The organism is Arcobacter siniprincipis (SeqCode) (genome assembly GCF_048571125.1).
GTDB classification, from domain to species: Bacteria; Campylobacterota; Campylobacteria; order Campylobacterales; family Arcobacteraceae; genus Arcobacter; species Arcobacter siniprincipis.
This window is the reverse complement of sequence record NZ_CP182343.1, coordinates 3,045,773-3,064,670: the sequence shown is the minus strand read 5'-3', so window position 1 is coordinate 3,064,670 and position 18,898 is coordinate 3,045,773. Positions and strand designations below refer to the sequence as shown.

Here is an 18,898-nt window from a genome sequence, read left to right as displayed (position 1 = left end):
GATAAATCATGTTGAATGTCGAATTTTTACAGGGAATGAGTGGTGAAAAAGTTTTCAAAGTCAATTCTAAACATGACTTTGGAAACAAAGAAGCTATTAGATTGGTTGCAGCAGGTATTGCAAAACCAACTAATAAAAAAGCATATGAGACAGCTCTTAAAGAAATTGAAGAAGAAGAAACTATTCAAAAAGAAAAAGAAGAACAAGCTGCAGCAATACTACATAAAGATGAACTTGAAGCTGAGAGATCAAAACTTCAAATAAGAGTGGATGAAATCACTCACTCTTTAGGTGATGGTGAAAACTATTATAAATCATATGCAGGATTAGGTGAAAATAATGATAATGCTAATGACAATAAAAAAGATGATTTATCAAAAGATAACAATGAGGGAGAAGGTAAATAGATGTTAGTTCAAATAGTAGCACCAATATCACTTGACAAAGTTTTAAAACTAGATGATGCAAAATCTTTTTTAAAAGCTATTGGAAATAATGATGATGCAAATATACAAGAACTAATTAAATCAGCAATCAAAGAGGCTGAGGATATTACAAATAGACAGTTTGCAGATGCTACTTATGAGCTATATTTGCCTTGTATTCATTCTCATGAAATAAAACTTCCAAAAAATCCGATTATCTCAGTAGATAAAATTGAGACAATGGACCTAGATGGAGTTTATCAAGAGGTGGATTCAAGTACTTATTATCTTTATGAAAAACATGAAGTTGGGATTATTTATTTTGAAACAATCCCTTCTCTTGGGAAAACACATAAAAAAGCAGTAAAAATCACTTTTAAGTGTGGTTATGGGGATAATTTCCCTGAGGATTTAAGAAATTGGCTCAATGTTAGAGTATCTACATTAAATGAGTACAAAGAAGAGTTAGTAATAGGGACAATTGTTGCTAAAACAAATCATGTAAATAATGTACTTGATAGATATAAGATAAGAAGTTTGTGATGAGAGCAGGTTCTTTAAAACATAAAATTGAGTTTATATCAATGAAAAGTGGACGGGATGATTATGGCTCACCAACTCAAATCCCAGAATCATTTGAAATGGCTTGGTCAAATATTATTCCAATATCTGGAAGTGAAAAATATATGAGTAATCAGCGTTATTCTGAATCAACTCATAAAATCAAATGCAGATACATACCTGGTATAGATACGAAGATGAGTATTAAATATGGTGATAGAACATTTGACATTATTTCAGTAATAAATGTAGGTGAGAGAAGTAAAGAACTAGAAATCATAGCAAAGGAAATATTGTGATTGATTCAGAATTTAAAGGACTAGAAGAAGTTTTAAAAGGGCTTAAAAATCTTCCTAAAAATATTCAAAAAAATGTAATGAATGGTGCAGTTAGAGCAGGGTGTAAACCTATTGTTGATGATGCTCGTTCAAATATTGAAAATGATGATACAGGCACATTAAAAAAAGCAATAGGTGTTGTAAAAATCAATTCTAAAAATAAAAATATTATTAGTTTTGCAGTTGCTCCTTTAACAAAAAAAATGCATAAGATTCAAGATAGGAAAAATGAAAAACATTATAACTACTCAAATATTGTTGAAGAAGGAAGAAAAGGAAATAATTGGGCACGAAAAGAGTATGGAAGTTCAACATCAGTTCCTTCTCCATTTATGAGACCTGCATATGAACAACAAAGTAGACAGTCAATAGAAGCCACAGGTAAATATATAGAAGAAAGACTTCCAAGAGAAATTGAAAAGGCTAAAAGAAGATGAATTTTATAAATGATTTAGTAACGCATTTAGAAAATGACGCTGATATAAGCAATCTTATTGGAGAAAATATATATCCAAAAGTGATGCCACAAGGGTGTAGTAAACCTGCGATTGTTTATACCATTGTCAATGATGAAGATATTCAGTCATTACAAGGGGAAGTAAGCTATGAAGATGTAGCAATTCAGTTGGACTGTTACAGTTTCAAATACGGCGAAGCTTTTGAGTTAAAAGTTGCTGTTAAAAAGGCTTTGTATGAGTTTAAGCATTATCCATATGATTTAGTTTCTAGGGATATGCCTTATGAAGATGATACAAAACTTTATAGACAGATGATTGAATTTAAATTTAATATATAAGGAAAAAAGATGGCTAAAAGTAAAGCACCTAACGCAAGTGGGATTAAAATTTTAGTAGATACAGTTACAGCAGGTGTAGCTGATGGTTCACCAGTAGCAATTGGACATGTAGATTCAGTTGGAACAATTGTAGATAAGTCAAGAGATACTACAAAGTATACTCCTATGAATGATACTCAATATGATGAGATTATTGCTCTTGGTTCATTATCACAAGCTGCTTTTTCTATGAGTGTATTATATGATCCTGAGGGAAGTGAAGGGATTAATATTCTTGAAGATGCAATTGATGCAAATAGTGATGTTCAAATTATTATTGAGTTAAATAATAAGATAGATGCAACAGGAACAGGTACAACTATCAAACAAATTTGTGGAGTATCTAACTTCAAAGTTGATGGTGAGAAAAACGGAAAACTTAAATCATCTTTCAATGCTGAAAGAATTGGTTTAGCAACAGTTGCTGCTGCAACAGCAGGAGTATAAAAGAGGGGTTTTAGTAGTTCCCCTCCCAAATACTACATAAAAAAACTACAAGGAAAATATTATGTCAGATAGAAGTATGTTAAGTGATTGTTTTTTAAAAGATGAAGTTATTAAGCCTCAAGTTCTTGGTGGCAAAAAAAGTTTTAAAATTAGACAACTTTTAATATCAGAAGTTGAAATAGTAGAAAAACTAATGAGAGAAAAAAAGCAAAAAGAAGCAGTTCATTATGCTGTTGAGTGTTCTATGGTTGAACCTACATTTTTTACAGATGAAGAGTTGAAAAAACTTAATAGTGTTGGACAAGCTTTAATTTTTGAGATTTATAGTGAGATTCCTATGATTGGAAAATCAAAAAAAGAAAAAGAAGATTATAAAAAGCAATTAGAAATCCAAATAAAAGAGACTGCTAAAAAGCAGTTAAGTGAAGAAGATATTGAAAAAAAGTAAAAGAGGAACAAAAGTTTCTCTTTAAATTAGCATTGAACTTAGGTAAGACCGTTGCTCAGTTGAAAAATACTATGTCTTATGATGAGTTTATAAAATGGTTTGAATATTACAGAGAAGAACCATTTATGGCAGATAGGCTTGAATATCAAATGGCAAATCTGACTTATATAGTTTCAAGTGTAATGGGTGGAAATAATGAGTGGAATCAGTTCCTAATAAGAGATATAGGTGATAGTAGTTCTTCTAATGAGGATCAACTAGAAGAAAAAATAAAAGCTATTTTTGGAGTAAAAAATGGGTAGAAATACAATAGGAACAGTTTTAATTGATGTAAAAGCTGATACACAAAAATTAATATCTGGATTCGATAGAGCTGAAAATGCTGTTACTAAAACTACTACATCTATGAAAAGAGCAGTTGCAGGTTTTGCAGCAGCTTATATATCTTTGGAATCAGCAAAAGGTTTTACTCGTGTTGCTGATGATATGACAGCTGTAAATAGTAAGCTAAAGTTAGTTACAGATAATACTAAGCAACTATCAGAAGTGCAGGCTGCACTATTTGCAATATCACAAAATACAAGAACTGATTTATTAAGCAATGTTGATTTATATTCGAGGTTAGCAAGAAGTACAGAGACCTTAAATGTAAGTCAACAAGACCTCATAAATATTACTGATACTATTTCTAAATCAATGATTATAAGTGGTGGAAGTAGTGACTCTATGAATGCTGCTGTTCTTCAACTTTCACAAGGTTTGGCAAGTGGTACTTTAAGAGGTGAAGAGTTAAATTCTGTTATGGAACAATCTCCAAGACTAGCAAGAGCAATTGCTGATGGTATGGGTGTAACTATTGGAGAACTAAGACAGCTAGGAGCAGAAGGTAAAATAACAAGTGAAGCCATAGTAAAAGCCCTACAAAATCAAGCAGAAGGGGTAAGTAAAGAGTTTATTAGTGTAAATAAAACTGTTGGACAATCACTTTCACAATTAAATAACTCAACAACTATGATAATAGGTACATTTGATAAAACTTATGGTATTACAAAAGTTGTATCTGATGGATTTACTGAGCTTTCACAAAGTATTGATACATTAAACGAAAGTCCTGAAACAATAGGGTTTATCGCAAATGAGATTTTTAAAGTATCAACTGCAGTTGGAACAACAGTAGTCGCATATAAAACATACAATAGTGTTGTAAAAATGGCGACAGCTTATAACTTGGCATTTGGTGGAAGTTTTGGAGCTGTAAATAGAAGTATAGTGTTAAGTACAATATCTATGAAAGCATTAAATATTGTTCTTCGAGCTTCTATATTTGGGATTGTAGCTTTTGGAGTATATGAATTAACACAGGCATTTATAGAAAATGCAGAAAAATCAGAAATATTAGACGATGCATATAGTGGATTGAATGAAAATTTAAAACAACTTACTAAAAAACAACTTGAATATAGAAAATCACTGATAGCTACAGAATTAGCACAAGCAAGTTTAAATTTAGCCAATGCAAAAGCAGATGTAGCAAATAATGGTTTCTTTGAATCAGAAAATGAGAAAAGAAAAGACTTAGAATATCTTAATGAAGTAAGAAATAGATTTAACAATCTAAGAAAATCAAGTATTGAGGTAAAAGATGCTTTAAAGGGTATTTTAAAAGAAAATAAAGTAAAAGATATTACTACTCCAAAAGTTAAAACCTCAATAAAAGAACCAGATACAGAGTCAGAAATATTACATCAATTAAAATTAGAAGAGATAAAAAGTAATATAAATAGTACTGATAAATCAAATATAGAGTTATTAAAAAATCATCTACAATATACAGAAGATGCATTATCTTTAGCTGATGTAATGGGATTTAAAGAGTCTACTTTAAGAAATTTGCAATTAGAACGACTCAATACAATAGAAGAAATTAAAAAAGAACAAGATAAAAATTTAGACAATCTTATAAAAACTCAAAGTGCATATACTCAGATAATGGGAACGGGTTATGATAAATGGATTGAAACTGTAAATCAAAAACTCATAGAGCTTTCAAGTACAGGGATACTAACTGCACAAGAGTTACAAAATGTATATGATACTTTAGAAAACCAATATAAAACAGATAATCTAATCACAGCAAATGAAGAGTATATGAGCTTACTAGACTCACAAATCTCTTTAAGTGAATCTGCTCTTGATTGGAATGCAAACTTAGAAGGTGTTGCTAATACTATTCAAAATATTGCTAAATCATCTATGCAACTTAGTACCATAGAAAAGAAAAGTGAAAAAGAGAAATTAAAAGCACAAAATGAGTTTTATAAACTTACTAAAGATATATCAAAAGACTCAGAACAATACAAAACTGCTGAGATAAATCTTACTAAAAAAACAAAAGCTATAAATGAAGCTTCAATCCAATCGCAAATAGTAGGATATGGAACATTAGCAGGGGCTGTAAGTCAAATGTTTGATGAAGGTTCAAAAGATGCTGCTGCATTTCATGTCGTTGAGAGTGGACTTGCTATGGTTGCAGGTATTAGAGCGATTCTTACACAAGGAAGTGGTGACCCTTATACTGCTTTTGCTCGTATGGCTGCAATGGCTGCAAGTGTAGCTTCACTTTTAAGTTCTGCAAATATTGCTTTTGGTGGTGATAGTGTTTCTTCATCTTCTGATTCTTTTTCAGCACAAGTTGAAAATATAGGTACAGGAAGTGTCTTAGGTGATACAAGTAAAGCAAGTGAATCTATTACGAACTCTTTAGGGATTTTAGAAGATTATGCAAGACCTGAATTCCAACTTTTATCAAGTATGAATCAAAGCCTTTTATCAATAGATGAAAAGATAGGTGGAGTTTCAGCTTTACTTATCCAAAATGGTGGTTTTGCTTTTGGGGAAGGTTATACAGAGGTAAGTTTTGATGATAAGGGATTAGGAATAACTTTTCAAAATCAACTTGACAAAATAGCAACTGCAATAGATCCCGTATCTAATTTTTTAGGTGGAGCAACTGATAAATTGACAGGTGCGATACTTGGTGGATTATTTGGTAAGACATCTGTTAAACAGAAGCTTACAGATTATGGTATAAATTTTAACAATGCATTATTATCAGATGCAATAGAGCAAATAAACGGACAAGCTTATCAAACGATAACAACTAAAATCAAAAAAAAGTCTTGGTTTCATAGTTCTACAAAAACAAAAGTAAAAACATACTTTCAAGGTTTAGACGATGAAGTAGAAAGACAGTTTAGTTTAGTTTTGAGCAATCTATATGATAGTACCTTACAAGCAGGTGAGGCACTTGATACAAGCTCGGCTGATATAGAAAATAGTTTGTCAAATTTTATAGTAAGTATTGGGAAAATCTCTACAAAAGGAAAATCAGGGGAACAATTACAAGAACAAATATCAAATATATTTTCAAAGATAGGTGATGATATAGCTCAAACTGCTTTCCCTGCATTGACACAGTTTCAGAGTATAGGAGAAGGACTGTTTGAAACTCTCACAAGAGTTGCATCAGGTATGGAAGTTGCTGAGTATTATATAAATAGACTGGGTAATAGCTTTGAAGATATAAATTATAAAGATATTGTAAATAAACAAGGTGATGTTGGAGTTGAAGTTTTAACTCAGTCAATTAAAAAACTTGATGAAGCAGTATACGGAACTAACAATGGTGTAGTTCAGATGATAGAAAACTTCTCAGGCACTACAGAAGAACTTTATACTTTATATACAACTTTTGAAGATGTAAGAGATATGTTGTCTCTTGTAGGAAAAGAGTCTAAATATTTGACATCTGACATGCTTTTAGGAGCAGGGGGAGCGGATGAACTTTCAGGGGCATTAGAGGATTATTTTAAAAACTTTCTAAATGGTGAAGAACAGCTAACTTTTTATACTCAACAGATGCAAAAAGAGTTTGATAACCTAAATATAAGTATGCCTTCTAGTATTGAAGGGTTTAAAAAACTTATAGAAGGTATTGATATATCAACTGCAGAAGGTCAAGAGTTGTTAGGTCGAATAGTTTTACTTAGTGATGATTATAAAAGTTTGATTGATAATACAGAAGAACTATTTTATACGCAAGTACAAAACGCACTTGACCTTGATAAACTAAGTCTTGAACTCTTTGATACAGCAGTAAGTGCTGTTCAGAAAATGTCTGATAAGTTTACACAGCTAACTCAAAGTGTAGAAACTACAGTAAATAAACTATTGTCAAACTCAGATGGTGCAAATGCACAAGAAGAGCTTATAAAATCATTTTGGCAAAAAAGAGCAAGTATTGATACTCTTTTAGCAAAAGATGGAAATCTAACAGATAGTGAAGCATCAAATTTATCTTCTCTTATTTCTGATATTAATTCTCTTTCAACTTCAATACAAAGTGCACAAAATGGAGATAATACAGATATTACAAATACTTTAGTAAATGAACTTCAATCATTGCAAGATGGACTTGACCTTGATAATTCTATATTAAAAGTAAAAGTTTTAGACTCAGGTGGAAATGCAACAGATGTAGCAAGTGTAGGAGTAATAACTGCATTAGCTCAGGCACTTGCAGGAACAAATTCTAATCCTCTTGATATTTCTAATTTTTCAAATGGTGGAAATCTAACAGCAGCTAATGAAATTACTTTTAGAACATCATTTGAAGCACAAAGTGCTTTGACTTATGCAGATGAATTAGCAAAATTAAGAACAAATCTATCATATATAAATTTAAGCACAGTAGATGCAGGAGACTTTTTCACAAAACTACAATCACTAGATGAAAATGCCTTTGGAAATATGATTGAGTTCTTTAATTCAATAGGAGCAATCTCAAATAATCAAGTAATGGTAAATGGCCAACTAGTTGATTTACCAAGTTATGATGTGGGAACTTCATATGTACCATATGATCAAGTGGCAAAAATACATCAAGGGGAAATGGTACTTGATAAAAACTTCTCAGATAGTCTTAGAAGATATGGTATTCCAACAGGTGGTGGGAATATTTCTGTGGATATGTCAGGGGTAATAAATGAGTTAAAAGAAACAAGATATATCATAAGAGCACAAGCAAATGAAATAAAAAAACTAAGAAAAATGACTGAAAATATAGAATCATCATATTTATCAACAAACGAACAGGGAGCATAGATGTTAATAGCACCACAAGCAACTATTGATATAAAAAGTACAAATGTATCAGAATATGAAGCTGATATTGATGTATATGATGAGTCAGCTTCAAAAGTATATGCAGTAGATGAATTAACACAATTGGGTGATACTGTTTGGAAATGTCTAAAAGCAGCTACACAAGATATAACACCTGGTACTAATAATCTGATTTGGAAGGCAGAAAGAAAAACAAATAGATATAAAATCTTTGACCCAAGAAGAAGTTACTCAACGATAAATGCTCAAAGTATAAAATACACACTAAATGTAGGTGATGTTGATACTGTAGCTTTTTTTGGAATACAAGCAAAGTTTATAAATATAGTTGTTAAAGATGCAAATGGCGATGAGAGATACAATCATACTATAGAAGCAACTGTAAGACCTGTATCTAATTGGTATGATTGGACTTATGTCAAAGCACAAAGAAGAGCTGCAGTGCATTTTACAAAATTACCTATGATTTATAATGCAACGATGGAAATAACTATTGATAACGATTTAGCAGATGCTAAATGCACTCATATGGCATTTGGTACGAGTATGGATTGGGGAATAACACTTATAAATTCAAGTCCAACTTTAGGTACTAGAAATCTAATCTCTAAATCAAAAGAATCAGACGGAAGTGTTAAGACTGATAATTCCTTGACTTGGAAAAGAATCACAGCAAATGTCTTAGTAGATAATAAAAGAGTAGATAGTGTATTTGAACTTGTAGAGATTTATAACGGGGTTCCTTGCTTATTTATCGTAGATGAAAGAGAAAAAGGCTTTTCATCATTGTTGGTTTATGGGTTTTTTAAAGACTTTGACATACCTATAGGCTATCAAATGTCAGAGTATCAAATTGAAATCGAAGGAGTATCATAATAATGGCAGCATCACAAATAACAGAAACCATAACAGAATTAGACCCTGTTAAAATTCCTGTTGAAGGGCAGGACCCTGAAATCTTTAGATCAAATGCAGGATATGTTTGGGGGAAACTAAGAAGTATAGTTTTAAACCTAAATACTTTTAGGACCCAAGCAAATACAGTAGCAACAGAGATAAATAATAGTGCACTACAAGTAGCAGAAAATAAACAGTATGTTTTAGAATCAAAAGAAATAATAACAACCACAATGGCAAGTATGCCTGAGGGTTCTATTAATGATACTACAGCTAGTGGTACTACTACTTATTCTAGTAATAAGATAGATAGTTTGAATGAAGCATTGAATGAAGCATTGAATGAAGTATTAAATGATTCCTTAGCCTATAATTTAAATCAAACTAGTGGAGCGATAGCAACATTAAAAAAAGATTTAACTGAATCTATCTCAAAAGCAATCCCCATAGGTACACAATCATTGGAAGTTTTAGAATCTCCAAGACCTAACCAACTTATACAAAGTGGTGGTACTTTTAATAGAACTGATTATCCTGATTTATGGGCTTTTATTCAAACTCAAACAACACTATTAAAAAGTGATACAGATTGGCAAACAGAAAATGCAAATGGTATGTGTGGTTATTTTAGTACTGGTAATGGAAGTACAACATTTAGACTTATGAATTTGATTGATGCTACCTTAATAGGTGATACAAATGCTGGGGTTTATCATCCTGATGGTATTAAAAGTCATAATCATAGTGGTAGTACTAATACAACTGGGAATCATAGTCATAATTATACACATAAAGCTTATACTGGAAATACTGGTTCTGGTAATGGTGGATATGAAAATGATATTAATTCTAATACTAGTACTACAGGGAATCATAGTCATACTCTTTCAATTAATAACACAGGAAACACATATAACACAGTTCGAAGTATAGGGGCTTTACCTCTAATAGTAGCTAAGTAAAGGAAAATAATTATGAAAACAAATGTACATACAGTAGATGCAGTCACTAAAGAATATCTTTATACTGAAAAACTAGATTTAAAATTTTTGGGTAATGATTTACCAAATAAAACAACAAAACCATTGCCAATATTAATTGAAGATACAAAGTTAGTATTAGTAAATGATGAATGGAAACAAATACCACTTCCAAAAACAAGATATATATATGATGTAGATACTTTTGAATATCTCAATAAAGTTGATGAATTTAAATTAAAAGATAGTGACCTTTTTGATTTACCTGATAACTCAACAGAGATAGAACTTTGTAATTTATTAAATGATGAAGTAGCTATTTTTGATAAGAATAATAATAAATGGTTAGCCAAAAAAGACTATAGAAATAAAACTGTCTATTCAACTGCTGATAAATCTATCTCATTAGTAGATTATATTGGCGACATTAAAGAGGGATTTACTCTTCTTACACCAAAAGAGTTTGATAAATGGGATGCTCAATCTAATACATGGGTAGAAGATACAGACTTAAAAGAAAAAATGAGAGTATCTGCAATAAAAGAAAAAGCAAGAGAAATTATTGAAGCAAAATATCCAATCTTTTGGCAACTTAACAATCCTAGAATGGATAGTGCTTTTGCAAATGATTATGCTTGGATAGATAATATCAGAGACATAAGCAATAATGCTGAGAGTAATGGAACTTTGATTGATGATATTGATTGGGGAGTATGAGGATGATGGAGACAAAATTAATAGCTAGTAACTCAGCGTATGTTCCATTTATGTGGTTATTAGCTTATTTAAAACTTGATGTTGAAATGGTCACTATATTATGTGTCTTAATAGCTATAGACTATAGTTTAGGACTTATCAAGTCTATTAAGTTCAAAACCTTTCAATACAAAGTAATGATAAGTGGAATAGTTGCTAAGGTAGTTATCTTAATCATCCCTATATCTATTTCTTTTATGTTCATTGGAATAAAGTTATTTGATGTATTTGGTGGATATGTAAGTACTATTATAAAGCTTTTGATAATAGCTGAAACAATAAGTATTTTACTAAATGCAATAAGTATTTATAGTGGCGAAGAGATTGAAAAACCTGATTTAATAAACAAACTTACCCATAAGATAAGAAAGTTTATTGAGAAATTTTATAAGTTAATTGACTAAAGGATAAAAAATGAAATATATCTCATGTGGACTTAATGGCTGTACAGTTAAAAACATAACTAGAGTTTTATTTGACTTAATTATTTTTGTAATAACAATGACAATTTTTATGGAAGGGATTTATAACTCATTTCCTAATCCAATTCAGCTAGTTATATTAAAAATGTTATTAGCAAGTTGGGGTGGACTTCATGCACACTACATGGGAAAAGCTTTTTTTACAAAGATAGATTGGGATAAACCCTTAGTAGAACAAACAGGAGCTTATTATGCGAGGATTGCTTTATATATTGTTATTCCTTTGTGTTACTGCTTCGGCGGATAGATGCAATAGTTATGTTCAAGAAGTAAGAAGAGCCCACTACAAAGTTTTTGGGCTTGATTACCCATATTGGTATGCAGTAGGTCAACTTAGACAAGAGAGCAATTGTCGTGATGTTATCAGTCGTGATGGAGTAGGAAGTCAAGGAGTTGCTCAAATTACTTATAGATGGTGGCAAGGCTTTTTATCCAAAAAAGGTATTGACAATATAAGTTCAATAAAAAATCAGCTTCTAGCCCAAGCCTATATTATGAAAGATGCTAAAAAACAAGCATATAGTTCGCACCTTTGGGTTGCATACCAAGTTTATAATGGTGGAAGTCTAGTAAACAAAGAGATTACAAGGGCAAGAAATGAATTAGGTATAAGAGAAATACCACATGATATAGCAAAAAAGTACTGTAAAAGAAAAACTATCACTTTTAATAATGGTCAAAAGATAAACGCATGTGACATTAACTATGAGTATTCTGAAAAGGTTTATAAATACGGACAAAAATATAAACTCTTTTCAGATGGTAAATATATATTTTGGTAAGGAGTGAAGATGTGGGGAACAATAGTCAAAAGTGCTGTAGGATTTTTTAGTGGTTCTTCTATATATCTATATTTAGCAATAGTTGTTTTTATAGCTGCTATTGGTAGTGGATTTTATTATATGGATTATAAGATAGAACAAAAAGATAAAACAATATTAGAGTTTCAAGATGCTTTAACATTTACAGGAACAGAACTAAATAAAACAATTCTAACTAATGAAGAAAATCAAAAAGAATTTGATAAATATAAACTAGATCAGGAGAAAAGTTTAACAGCTCTTAGTGAACAACATAAAAAAGAGTTAAACGATGCAATAATATATGAAAAAATAAAAGGAGAAATAACCCATGTTAAAAAAAATGATGATGCACCTACTGCCCCTATCCTTATTGATACTATTAACAGGTTGTGGGACCAAACAAATTCAAACAACAAAAACAGTAACTAAAACTATCTATGTCAAACAAACAATACCAGGTGAACTATTAGATTGTAAAGACTTGCCAAATAAAAAAGAAAACTATGCCATGCAAAGTGATACTGCTACATTATTAACTGATGTTTGGGAAGTTGCGAATAGTTGTAAAGAGAAGTTAGAGAGAGTTAAGTCTTTGGTGAAAGAATAAATATTATGTAATTTAAAACTTCTAAAAGTAGATATTACAAATTGCAATAAAAATAGTATTTAAAATATTTTTTTAATATAATAATTTAAATGTGCTAAATATAAATAAAAAAAAATTGAAATTCAAAGGATATGTCGAAGCTTTTTAAAAGCTTAACAGTGTGAATTCACACGATTTAATGTAAAGGAAATTCATGAGTGTAGTAGAGAAAAAAGAATTAATCAAAATTCTTAAAACAGATATTGGTACAGAAGAGTTAAATTCTGTTAATAGTAGAGAGTTATATGAGTATTTGGGAATAAGTACAGATTACAACACATGGATTAAAAGAGCAATAGATAAATATGACTTTGTTGAAAGTGAAGATTATATACTCCTCAAAAATGGGGAGAATGGTAGTAACCCCAAAATAGACTACATAGTAACTATGGATATGGCAAAAGAGTTATGTATGGTTTCAAATACTCCTAAAGGTAAGCAAGTAAGAAGATACTTTATTGAAGTAGAAAAAGAAGCTAATAAACCTTTAACAGTAGAACAATTACTTTTAGAAAATGCAAAAATGATTGATAATCTACAAAACAAAGTCGTTATATTAGAACACAAAGTTGAGAAGAATGAGCCAAAAGTCTTATTTGCAGATAGTGTTTCTCAAAGCTATACATCTATTTTAATAGGAGAGTTTGCTAAAGCAATAAGTTCTGATGATTTTAAAATAGGTCAAAATAAACTATTTAAATGGTTAAGACATAATAAGTATTTAATATCTTCTGGAACTAGATTTAATCAGCCTTTACAACAACATATTGATAATGGCTATTTTGAAGTTATTGAAAGAACAATTAATAATCCAGATGGCTCTACGAGAATAACTGTTACTACAAAAATAACAGGGAAAGGGCAAGTGGCTCTAACTAAGAAGATTCGAGATTCTTTTTATTAGGCAAGGGTCTTTATTGACCCACCTTGTCTATATCTTCTTTAAAAGTGTGATTTTATTTGAAGCTTCAATAAAGCCTTGTATTCTATCAACTAAGTTATTATATTTCATAGTTACAGTTACTTCTTTATCTCTTGCTTCATTTCTTTTTCTTCGCTCTTCTTCTATTTGATTGACTGCGAATTTTTCTAAAGCACTTCCACCTGATTTTAAAACTTCAATATACTCTTTATAAAATTTTAAATTATTTTGAAGAAATCCATAATAACCACTATCATAGTTTTGCTTTAACAAATCATCTGCTTTTTTCATAATGATTTCTAGCTTTTCATCCTTAGTGAAATTTGGTAAGGCTAACATTTTTTTATGTTCTATTTTTAACTGCTCTAGTTCGTCTTCTAATCTTTGGATTTTCTTATCTTTTCTACTCATACCACTTTTAAGACCTGATATTACTTTTTGTAGGTCTTTGCCTTTATGCAAAGTTTCCAGTTGATTTTTCATTAAAAAAAATGCTTTTACCATATTTTTTTTAAATTCTTTAACTTTTGGATTATTTCTAAAATAAGTCATAAGTAAACTATATTGTTGTTCATTTAACTTATAATATGTAGCATAACCTTTTTGCCCTCTTGATAGCTCGGATTTTAAATCTAGTCTACCAAATTCTTTAAAATCATAAATATTATCTCTTATCAATTCTATTATATTTTTATGTTGCCTATCAACATTTTTTGCGATAATTAATGTCGAAACTGTTATTTGACCATCTGTAAATTCAAGTATATTTTCCATTTTTTTATCCTTTTAAAGTATAAATTTAAAAGAATGATATACTAAAAAATTATATTTGTCAAGAATATTGTAATTAATTATTATAGATATTTATTTGTTTATACTAAAAAAGTACATCGGTTTAAAACCGTCATACTTCTTTAGTAAGATTTTTTAGGGCTTCTTTAAGTATATGATAATTCTTTAACTCAGTTTTCAAATTGTGGTTTTTTATTAAAAGGTTAATTGATTTTTCTACTTGTTCAGTAATTCTACCATTAGAATTCATATTTCGTAAGCTTTGTTCTTTTATTCCTATTTCCTCAGCTAACTGTTTTGGAGTCAAGGAAAGTTCTTCACAAACTTTTTTTACAATATTGCCTTGTACTTCTTTTTTTCTTAGCGAACCAATAATATTTTCTTTTGCTATTCCTGCTTTAAATCTGAAAAAATTCCCTTTATCTCCTAAATATCTTTCTTTAACAGTATACTTTGTAAAAAAGTAAATAATAGGTTCAACATCAATAATGACTTCAATAATTATCAAATCTTTTTTGATTACATCAATAGTATCATAAACTTTAAACAGCTCATTTTTAATAGTTTGTTTAAACTCTTCTATAGAGTAAAACTCTGGTAATATACAATCCACCTCAAAGCCACTCTCTATTTCAATAGTTTCTAATACTCTTTTTTCTGACATCTTTTTTCCTTTGGTATCGTGATTATATTATTTTTATGATAACAAATAGTTAAGTTACACTATTTATCAAGCATAAAAAAAGGCACAACCGAAGTCATGCCTTTTTTTATAACTGATATAAATTATTGTATTCTATTAATTATAATGGAAGCGGTATAGGGTTTGCGTAATAAGTGAGTTGTAATCGCGTGACACAATTCGTGTCACAGTATACTAAGAAAACCAATAAATGATGAAAGTATGGTTGCCTTCTTTAGTATTTTGTAGCAAATAAAAGATTATATTTATATTTGATATTAATAAATCAACGCTATTAATAGTTTCACAGATAATATTTTTATCAAAAAAATAACTTTTAAAATTTATTTCACTTGCATTAAAAGAAAATCCTTTAAATAAAGTATTTGGGTATATCTTTATTAATTCTTTTATATAATTTATAAATTCTTGGTCTTCTAAGTTTTCTTTTGTTGCTAAAAATCCAATTGTATTTGGCTCATATAAATCTTTAATTTTTTCTTTGTCAATAATTTGATTTAAACTTTTTATAAAATTACTTTCATTATAGTTCTCAAGTAAATTTTCCAAATAATTACTTGATGATATATCTTTAACTACATATTCTTCTTCTATAACTAATGGATGAATATAAATAGTATTATTGATTATTCTATTTATTTTATCAAGTAAAAAACTCTGATTAGGAATCTTAGCTTGCACCCAAACTTCAGTATTTTCTGCTATATCATAAATATTTCTAGGACAAATAAGTTTGAATCTATTTATTATCGCACCAAAGATGTTTATGTAATCTTTTAGCACTTCTTCATCAAAATAAAAAGCAGAAAATTTTATATTTGGGAATTTATTAGAAATCTCTACGATTTTATTTACAAATTCTTGTTGAAGATTCTCTTTTATTGCAAAGAATCCTAAGTGTTCTTTTAGATACTTTTCATTTAACAAATCTTTATCAATATTATCTTTTAGGCTGTTTGCAAATTCAAAATAGCTAGTATTTGAAAGTGTGAAATTCTCTTTTAAATTATTAGCAAGAGCGAACTTTTTTGGTACAATTAATTCAGTCTCTAGTTCTTTTAATGCTTTTTCTTTATTGTCAAACATTACACTATAGATATTTTCATAATTATTTAAAATGATATCATCTATTCTTTTTACATTTATTGTATTATCATATGTCTCAAGCCATAGCTCTACACTTGAAGTTATATTTGAAATATTATTTGGGATTGAAAGTTTGATTCTATTTAACTCTTGTTTAAATACAAATTGTGCTTGAATTTTTTGAAACTCAAAAAAGTAGAAAAGTTTTAGTTCAACTTCTGGAAATCTTTTGAGAACTTCTTTCACATAATTTATAAAATCTTTATTTGTAAGGTTATCTTCTATCGCAAAAAAGCCAATTGAATTTGGCTTGAAATCATATTGATAACCTCTTTGTGAGGTTTCAACTAGCTCTTTAAAAAATGGTTCAGAATAGATACTATTTTTTATAGAGTACTCTTTTAAATATTTGTTCAATTTTTTTAATAAAATACTATTTTCATCACTTGAATATGATATTGAGATTACATAAGTATCAATTATCTTATTTAGTTGAGTGAGTAAGTTTTTATTTATCTCATATATATACTTTTTCTTGTCATTTTCAGTGTCTAAATCAAATAGATAAAAGATATAGTGCAGATTATGAGAAGAGTAGTTTAACAATATAGATTGCAAGTCTTCACAATGTTGCTTTTCAAATAAAACACTTTGAACAACATTGATTAGGGTATTTTGATATTCATCAAAATTGTTATATTTCTTTATTTTTTGGAATTGCTCAAGGTGTTTTTTCATTTTTTTAACACCACTAAGCTTTAAGTTTATTTTTTCTAAATCTTTTTCATTGTATCCAATTTCACTAATACCTTCTAATGCTTTAAAAATCTCATTTTTGTATGATTCTTGATCTTTCTTTGGAAAATTTGTGAAATCTATATCTTCTATTTTTAAAGGAGTTGCACCAGAAAGATATGCTCCATTTGATAAGTTATATACTTTTTGACTTTCATCCTTGTAGAATTCTGTAAATTGAGCAAAGGTATCAATATTTGTTTTAAATACAGGTATTGATTTAACTTCTGGCAAAAAGTTACCTTTTACAATGATTGTATTTTTTCTAAATGAGTAATTTTTATCTGATGAATCTTCTAACTCTTTAATCTTTTTAAATGCACTAGCTCCTGAGTGACCTTCAATATGCGTTGCTCCTGATTCAACATCCATAGCAAAATCTAGACCTAAAAGATAAAGCTCTTTTGTTTGAAAAAGAAGTAATAAGGCATAGGTCAATTCTCCAATACTTGGGCTTGTCAGTATCCCAAAGTTTTCTTTTACTTCAAACATTGCTTGGAAAATAAAAATATTTTCTTTTGGAAAACTATTCATTAGTTTTGCATTTACATGTGAGGCAAAGATAAAAATTGTATCTTTAAAGTAATTAATATCATTTAGTTTATCCAAGGTATTAAGTACTTGAATATCTTGTTCATCATACTGTGTTACGATATCTGGTTTTATACCATTTTTTTCTAAAATAGGCAAAGTTGCATAGATAGCAACTATAGTAAATTTGTCTTGATTCTCTTTTACAGAATTAATATTATGTTGCAGTGATGGACCAGCTGCAAGAAAAAGAATAGGTTTTTCAAAAGGTTTGAGGCTTTGTTTATATTTTACATTCAATAATTTAAAATTTTGAGTAATATATGAGTTTGTTCTACTTATACTTAAAAATGTTCTATCATAAGAATACAACAAATGTGCTTGTGATACTAAATAATTTTGAATCACCTTCATATACATATCTGACCCAGAAGATATATTTACAAATTTTAAATAATGATTATAAATAAAAATTTCACCATAAAAGCTATCAAATGTCTTTCTAAATTCATACTCATTTTGGGCTATTGAAAAATATAATTTTGTTTTTGTTGCAAGATTTGCATAATTTGTCACAAATAAAGATAATCTAAAAAATTCTAAATTAGGCTCAACTATTAAATATACATCTGAATTGAGTTTTTCATGTATCAAAGGTATATGAATTCCAAGTAAAACCCCAAAAATTATAAATTTGTGGAACTCTTTTACATTTTGTGGATTTGATACATTTTTATTTACAAAATTTATAACAGGAGCATTTCCTATTGAATATGAAGCTAAAATATCTTGCTCAAGAGCTCTTTTTGCCATTTTGTCATTATATGACAATTCATAATAAGTTTTGAAACTATTAATTGTAGCATCATAACTTATGTCATCAACTATCTTTTGTGATATCTCATTTGAGTTTTGTGTGTATAAAAACTCTTTTGTTGTAGGGTTTACTATGTCAAAGTGTGTATTTAAGTATTGAAGTTCAAATTCAGGTTTTACTTGTCCTAGTTCAATTGCTGTTGCATAAAGTTCTAGCGTTTTATATAAATCAGGGTGATTTTGTTTAAAAAACTCTAAATTTTCATTATAAGTTTGTAATGCTAATTGCTGAACTTGATCCAATGACATTTTATACCTTATATAAATCTTTTTACTTAAGTAAAAAAAGTATTATTTTAATAAATATTTTATCATAATAGCTCTAAAGATAGCTGAATTTTAGAAGATTTTTTTATTTTTAACTAAAAAAAAGTAGTACCCAAGAGGCACT

At 29.1% G+C, this 18,898-nt stretch carries 21 protein-coding genes; 18 read left to right on the top strand and 3 right to left on the bottom strand.

From position 1 onward, the window contains the following. The first annotated feature begins 8 nt into the window (after nucleotides 1-8). The 18 genes from ACNI3D_RS15590 (at nucleotide 9) to ACNI3D_RS15505 (ending at nucleotide 13,706) form a co-directional block, all read left to right on the top strand. On the top strand, nucleotides 9-407 hold the full coding sequence (locus ACNI3D_RS15590) for a hypothetical protein (RefSeq protein ID WP_419767247.1): 399 nt from the start codon (nucleotides 9-11) through the stop codon (nucleotides 405-407). Then, a complete protein-coding gene (locus tag ACNI3D_RS15585) occupies nucleotides 408-968 on the top strand; it encodes a head-tail connector protein (RefSeq protein WP_419767246.1) in 561 nt (186 codons plus the stop codon). Next, complete coding sequence (locus ACNI3D_RS15580) at nucleotides 968-1,285, top strand: phage head closure protein (protein WP_419767245.1); 318 nt, start codon at nucleotides 968-970, stop codon at nucleotides 1,283-1,285. The genes ACNI3D_RS15585 and ACNI3D_RS15580 overlap by 1 nt, the downstream gene beginning before the upstream one ends. Next, the gene (locus tag ACNI3D_RS15575) at nucleotides 1,282-1,761 is read left to right on the top strand and encodes an HK97-gp10 family putative phage morphogenesis protein (protein ID WP_419767244.1); all 480 of its coding nucleotides are present in this window, start codon (nucleotides 1,282-1,284) and stop codon (nucleotides 1,759-1,761) included. The genes ACNI3D_RS15580 and ACNI3D_RS15575 overlap by 4 nt, the downstream gene beginning before the upstream one ends. Beyond that, nucleotides 1,758-2,120 (top strand): DUF3168 domain-containing protein, encoded by a 363-nt coding sequence (locus ACNI3D_RS15570; protein ID WP_419767243.1) that lies wholly within the window; start codon nucleotides 1,758-1,760, stop codon nucleotides 2,118-2,120. Before ACNI3D_RS15575 ends, ACNI3D_RS15570 begins: the two co-directional genes overlap by 4 nt. 9 nt (nucleotides 2,121-2,129) lie before the next feature. After that, nucleotides 2,130-2,606, top strand: a complete 477-nt coding sequence (locus ACNI3D_RS15565) for a hypothetical protein (RefSeq protein ID WP_419767242.1) — start codon at nucleotides 2,130-2,132, stop codon at nucleotides 2,604-2,606. Between the two features lie 61 nt (nucleotides 2,607-2,667). Then, entirely contained in the window at nucleotides 2,668-3,054 is a 387-nt protein-coding gene (locus ACNI3D_RS15560) for a hypothetical protein (protein WP_419767241.1), read from the top strand. Nucleotides 3,055-3,113: 59 nt separating this feature from the next. Beyond that, nucleotides 3,114-3,356 carry a phage tail assembly protein T gene (locus tag ACNI3D_RS15555; RefSeq protein ID WP_419767240.1) on the top strand — a complete coding sequence of 81 codons (243 nt, stop codon included), beginning with the start codon at nucleotides 3,114-3,116 and terminating at the stop codon, nucleotides 3,354-3,356. Beyond that, the gene (locus tag ACNI3D_RS15550; RefSeq protein ID WP_419767239.1) at nucleotides 3,349-8,217 is read left to right on the top strand and encodes a tape measure protein; all 4,869 of its coding nucleotides are present in this window, start codon (nucleotides 3,349-3,351) and stop codon (nucleotides 8,215-8,217) included. Before ACNI3D_RS15555 ends, ACNI3D_RS15550 begins: the two co-directional genes overlap by 8 nt. After that, nucleotides 8,218-9,114: a hypothetical protein gene (locus ACNI3D_RS15545; RefSeq protein ID WP_419767238.1), complete on the top strand. Its 897-nt coding sequence runs from the start codon at nucleotides 8,218-8,220 to the stop codon at nucleotides 9,112-9,114. 2 nt (nucleotides 9,115-9,116) lie between these two features. Next, nucleotides 9,117-10,097 (top strand): hypothetical protein, encoded by a 981-nt coding sequence (locus ACNI3D_RS15540; RefSeq protein ID WP_419767237.1) that lies wholly within the window; start codon nucleotides 9,117-9,119, stop codon nucleotides 10,095-10,097. 12 nt (nucleotides 10,098-10,109) lie between these two features. Continuing rightward, entirely contained in the window at nucleotides 10,110-10,832 is a 723-nt protein-coding gene (locus ACNI3D_RS15535) for a hypothetical protein (RefSeq protein ID WP_419767236.1), read from the top strand. 5 nt (nucleotides 10,833-10,837) lie between these two features. Further along, nucleotides 10,838-11,275 carry a phage holin family protein gene (locus tag ACNI3D_RS15530; RefSeq protein ID WP_419767235.1) on the top strand — a complete coding sequence of 146 codons (438 nt, stop codon included), beginning with the start codon at nucleotides 10,838-10,840 and terminating at the stop codon, nucleotides 11,273-11,275. 10 nt (nucleotides 11,276-11,285) lie between these two features. Continuing rightward, nucleotides 11,286-11,600, top strand: a complete 315-nt coding sequence (locus ACNI3D_RS15525; RefSeq protein ID WP_419767234.1) for a hypothetical protein — start codon at nucleotides 11,286-11,288, stop codon at nucleotides 11,598-11,600. After that, a complete protein-coding gene (locus ACNI3D_RS15520; RefSeq protein ID WP_419767233.1) occupies nucleotides 11,566-12,135 on the top strand; it encodes a hypothetical protein in 570 nt (189 codons plus the stop codon). The genes ACNI3D_RS15525 and ACNI3D_RS15520 overlap by 35 nt, the downstream gene beginning before the upstream one ends. Before the next feature lie 9 nt (nucleotides 12,136-12,144). Beyond that, nucleotides 12,145-12,585: a hypothetical protein gene (locus ACNI3D_RS15515; protein ID WP_419767232.1), complete on the top strand. Its 441-nt coding sequence runs from the start codon at nucleotides 12,145-12,147 to the stop codon at nucleotides 12,583-12,585. Next, entirely contained in the window at nucleotides 12,527-12,763 is a 237-nt protein-coding gene (locus tag ACNI3D_RS15510) for a hypothetical protein (protein ID WP_419767231.1), read from the top strand. The genes ACNI3D_RS15515 and ACNI3D_RS15510 overlap by 59 nt, the downstream gene beginning before the upstream one ends. A gap of 193 nt (nucleotides 12,764-12,956) precedes the next feature. Then, nucleotides 12,957-13,706, top strand: a complete 750-nt coding sequence (locus ACNI3D_RS15505) for a phage antirepressor KilAC domain-containing protein (protein ID WP_419767230.1) — start codon at nucleotides 12,957-12,959, stop codon at nucleotides 13,704-13,706. Nucleotides 13,707-13,733: 27 nt separating this feature from the next. On the opposite strand, the gene ACNI3D_RS15500 is transcribed toward ACNI3D_RS15505, so the two are convergent. From ACNI3D_RS15500 to ACNI3D_RS15490, 3 genes are all read right to left on the bottom strand, one after another. Then, nucleotides 13,734-14,498 (bottom strand): Rha family transcriptional regulator, encoded by a 765-nt coding sequence (locus ACNI3D_RS15500; RefSeq protein ID WP_419767229.1) that lies wholly within the window; start codon nucleotides 14,496-14,498, stop codon nucleotides 13,734-13,736. 130 nt (nucleotides 14,499-14,628) lie between these two features. Continuing rightward, nucleotides 14,629-15,180 carry a hypothetical protein gene (locus tag ACNI3D_RS15495; RefSeq protein WP_419767228.1) on the bottom strand — a complete coding sequence of 184 codons (552 nt, stop codon included), beginning with the start codon at nucleotides 15,178-15,180 and terminating at the stop codon, nucleotides 14,629-14,631. Nucleotides 15,181-15,393: 213 nt separating this feature from the next. Then, nucleotides 15,394-18,756, bottom strand: a complete 3,363-nt coding sequence (locus ACNI3D_RS15490) for a motility associated factor glycosyltransferase family protein (RefSeq protein ID WP_419767638.1) — start codon at nucleotides 18,754-18,756, stop codon at nucleotides 15,394-15,396. Nucleotides 18,757-18,898 lie beyond the last annotated feature (142 nt).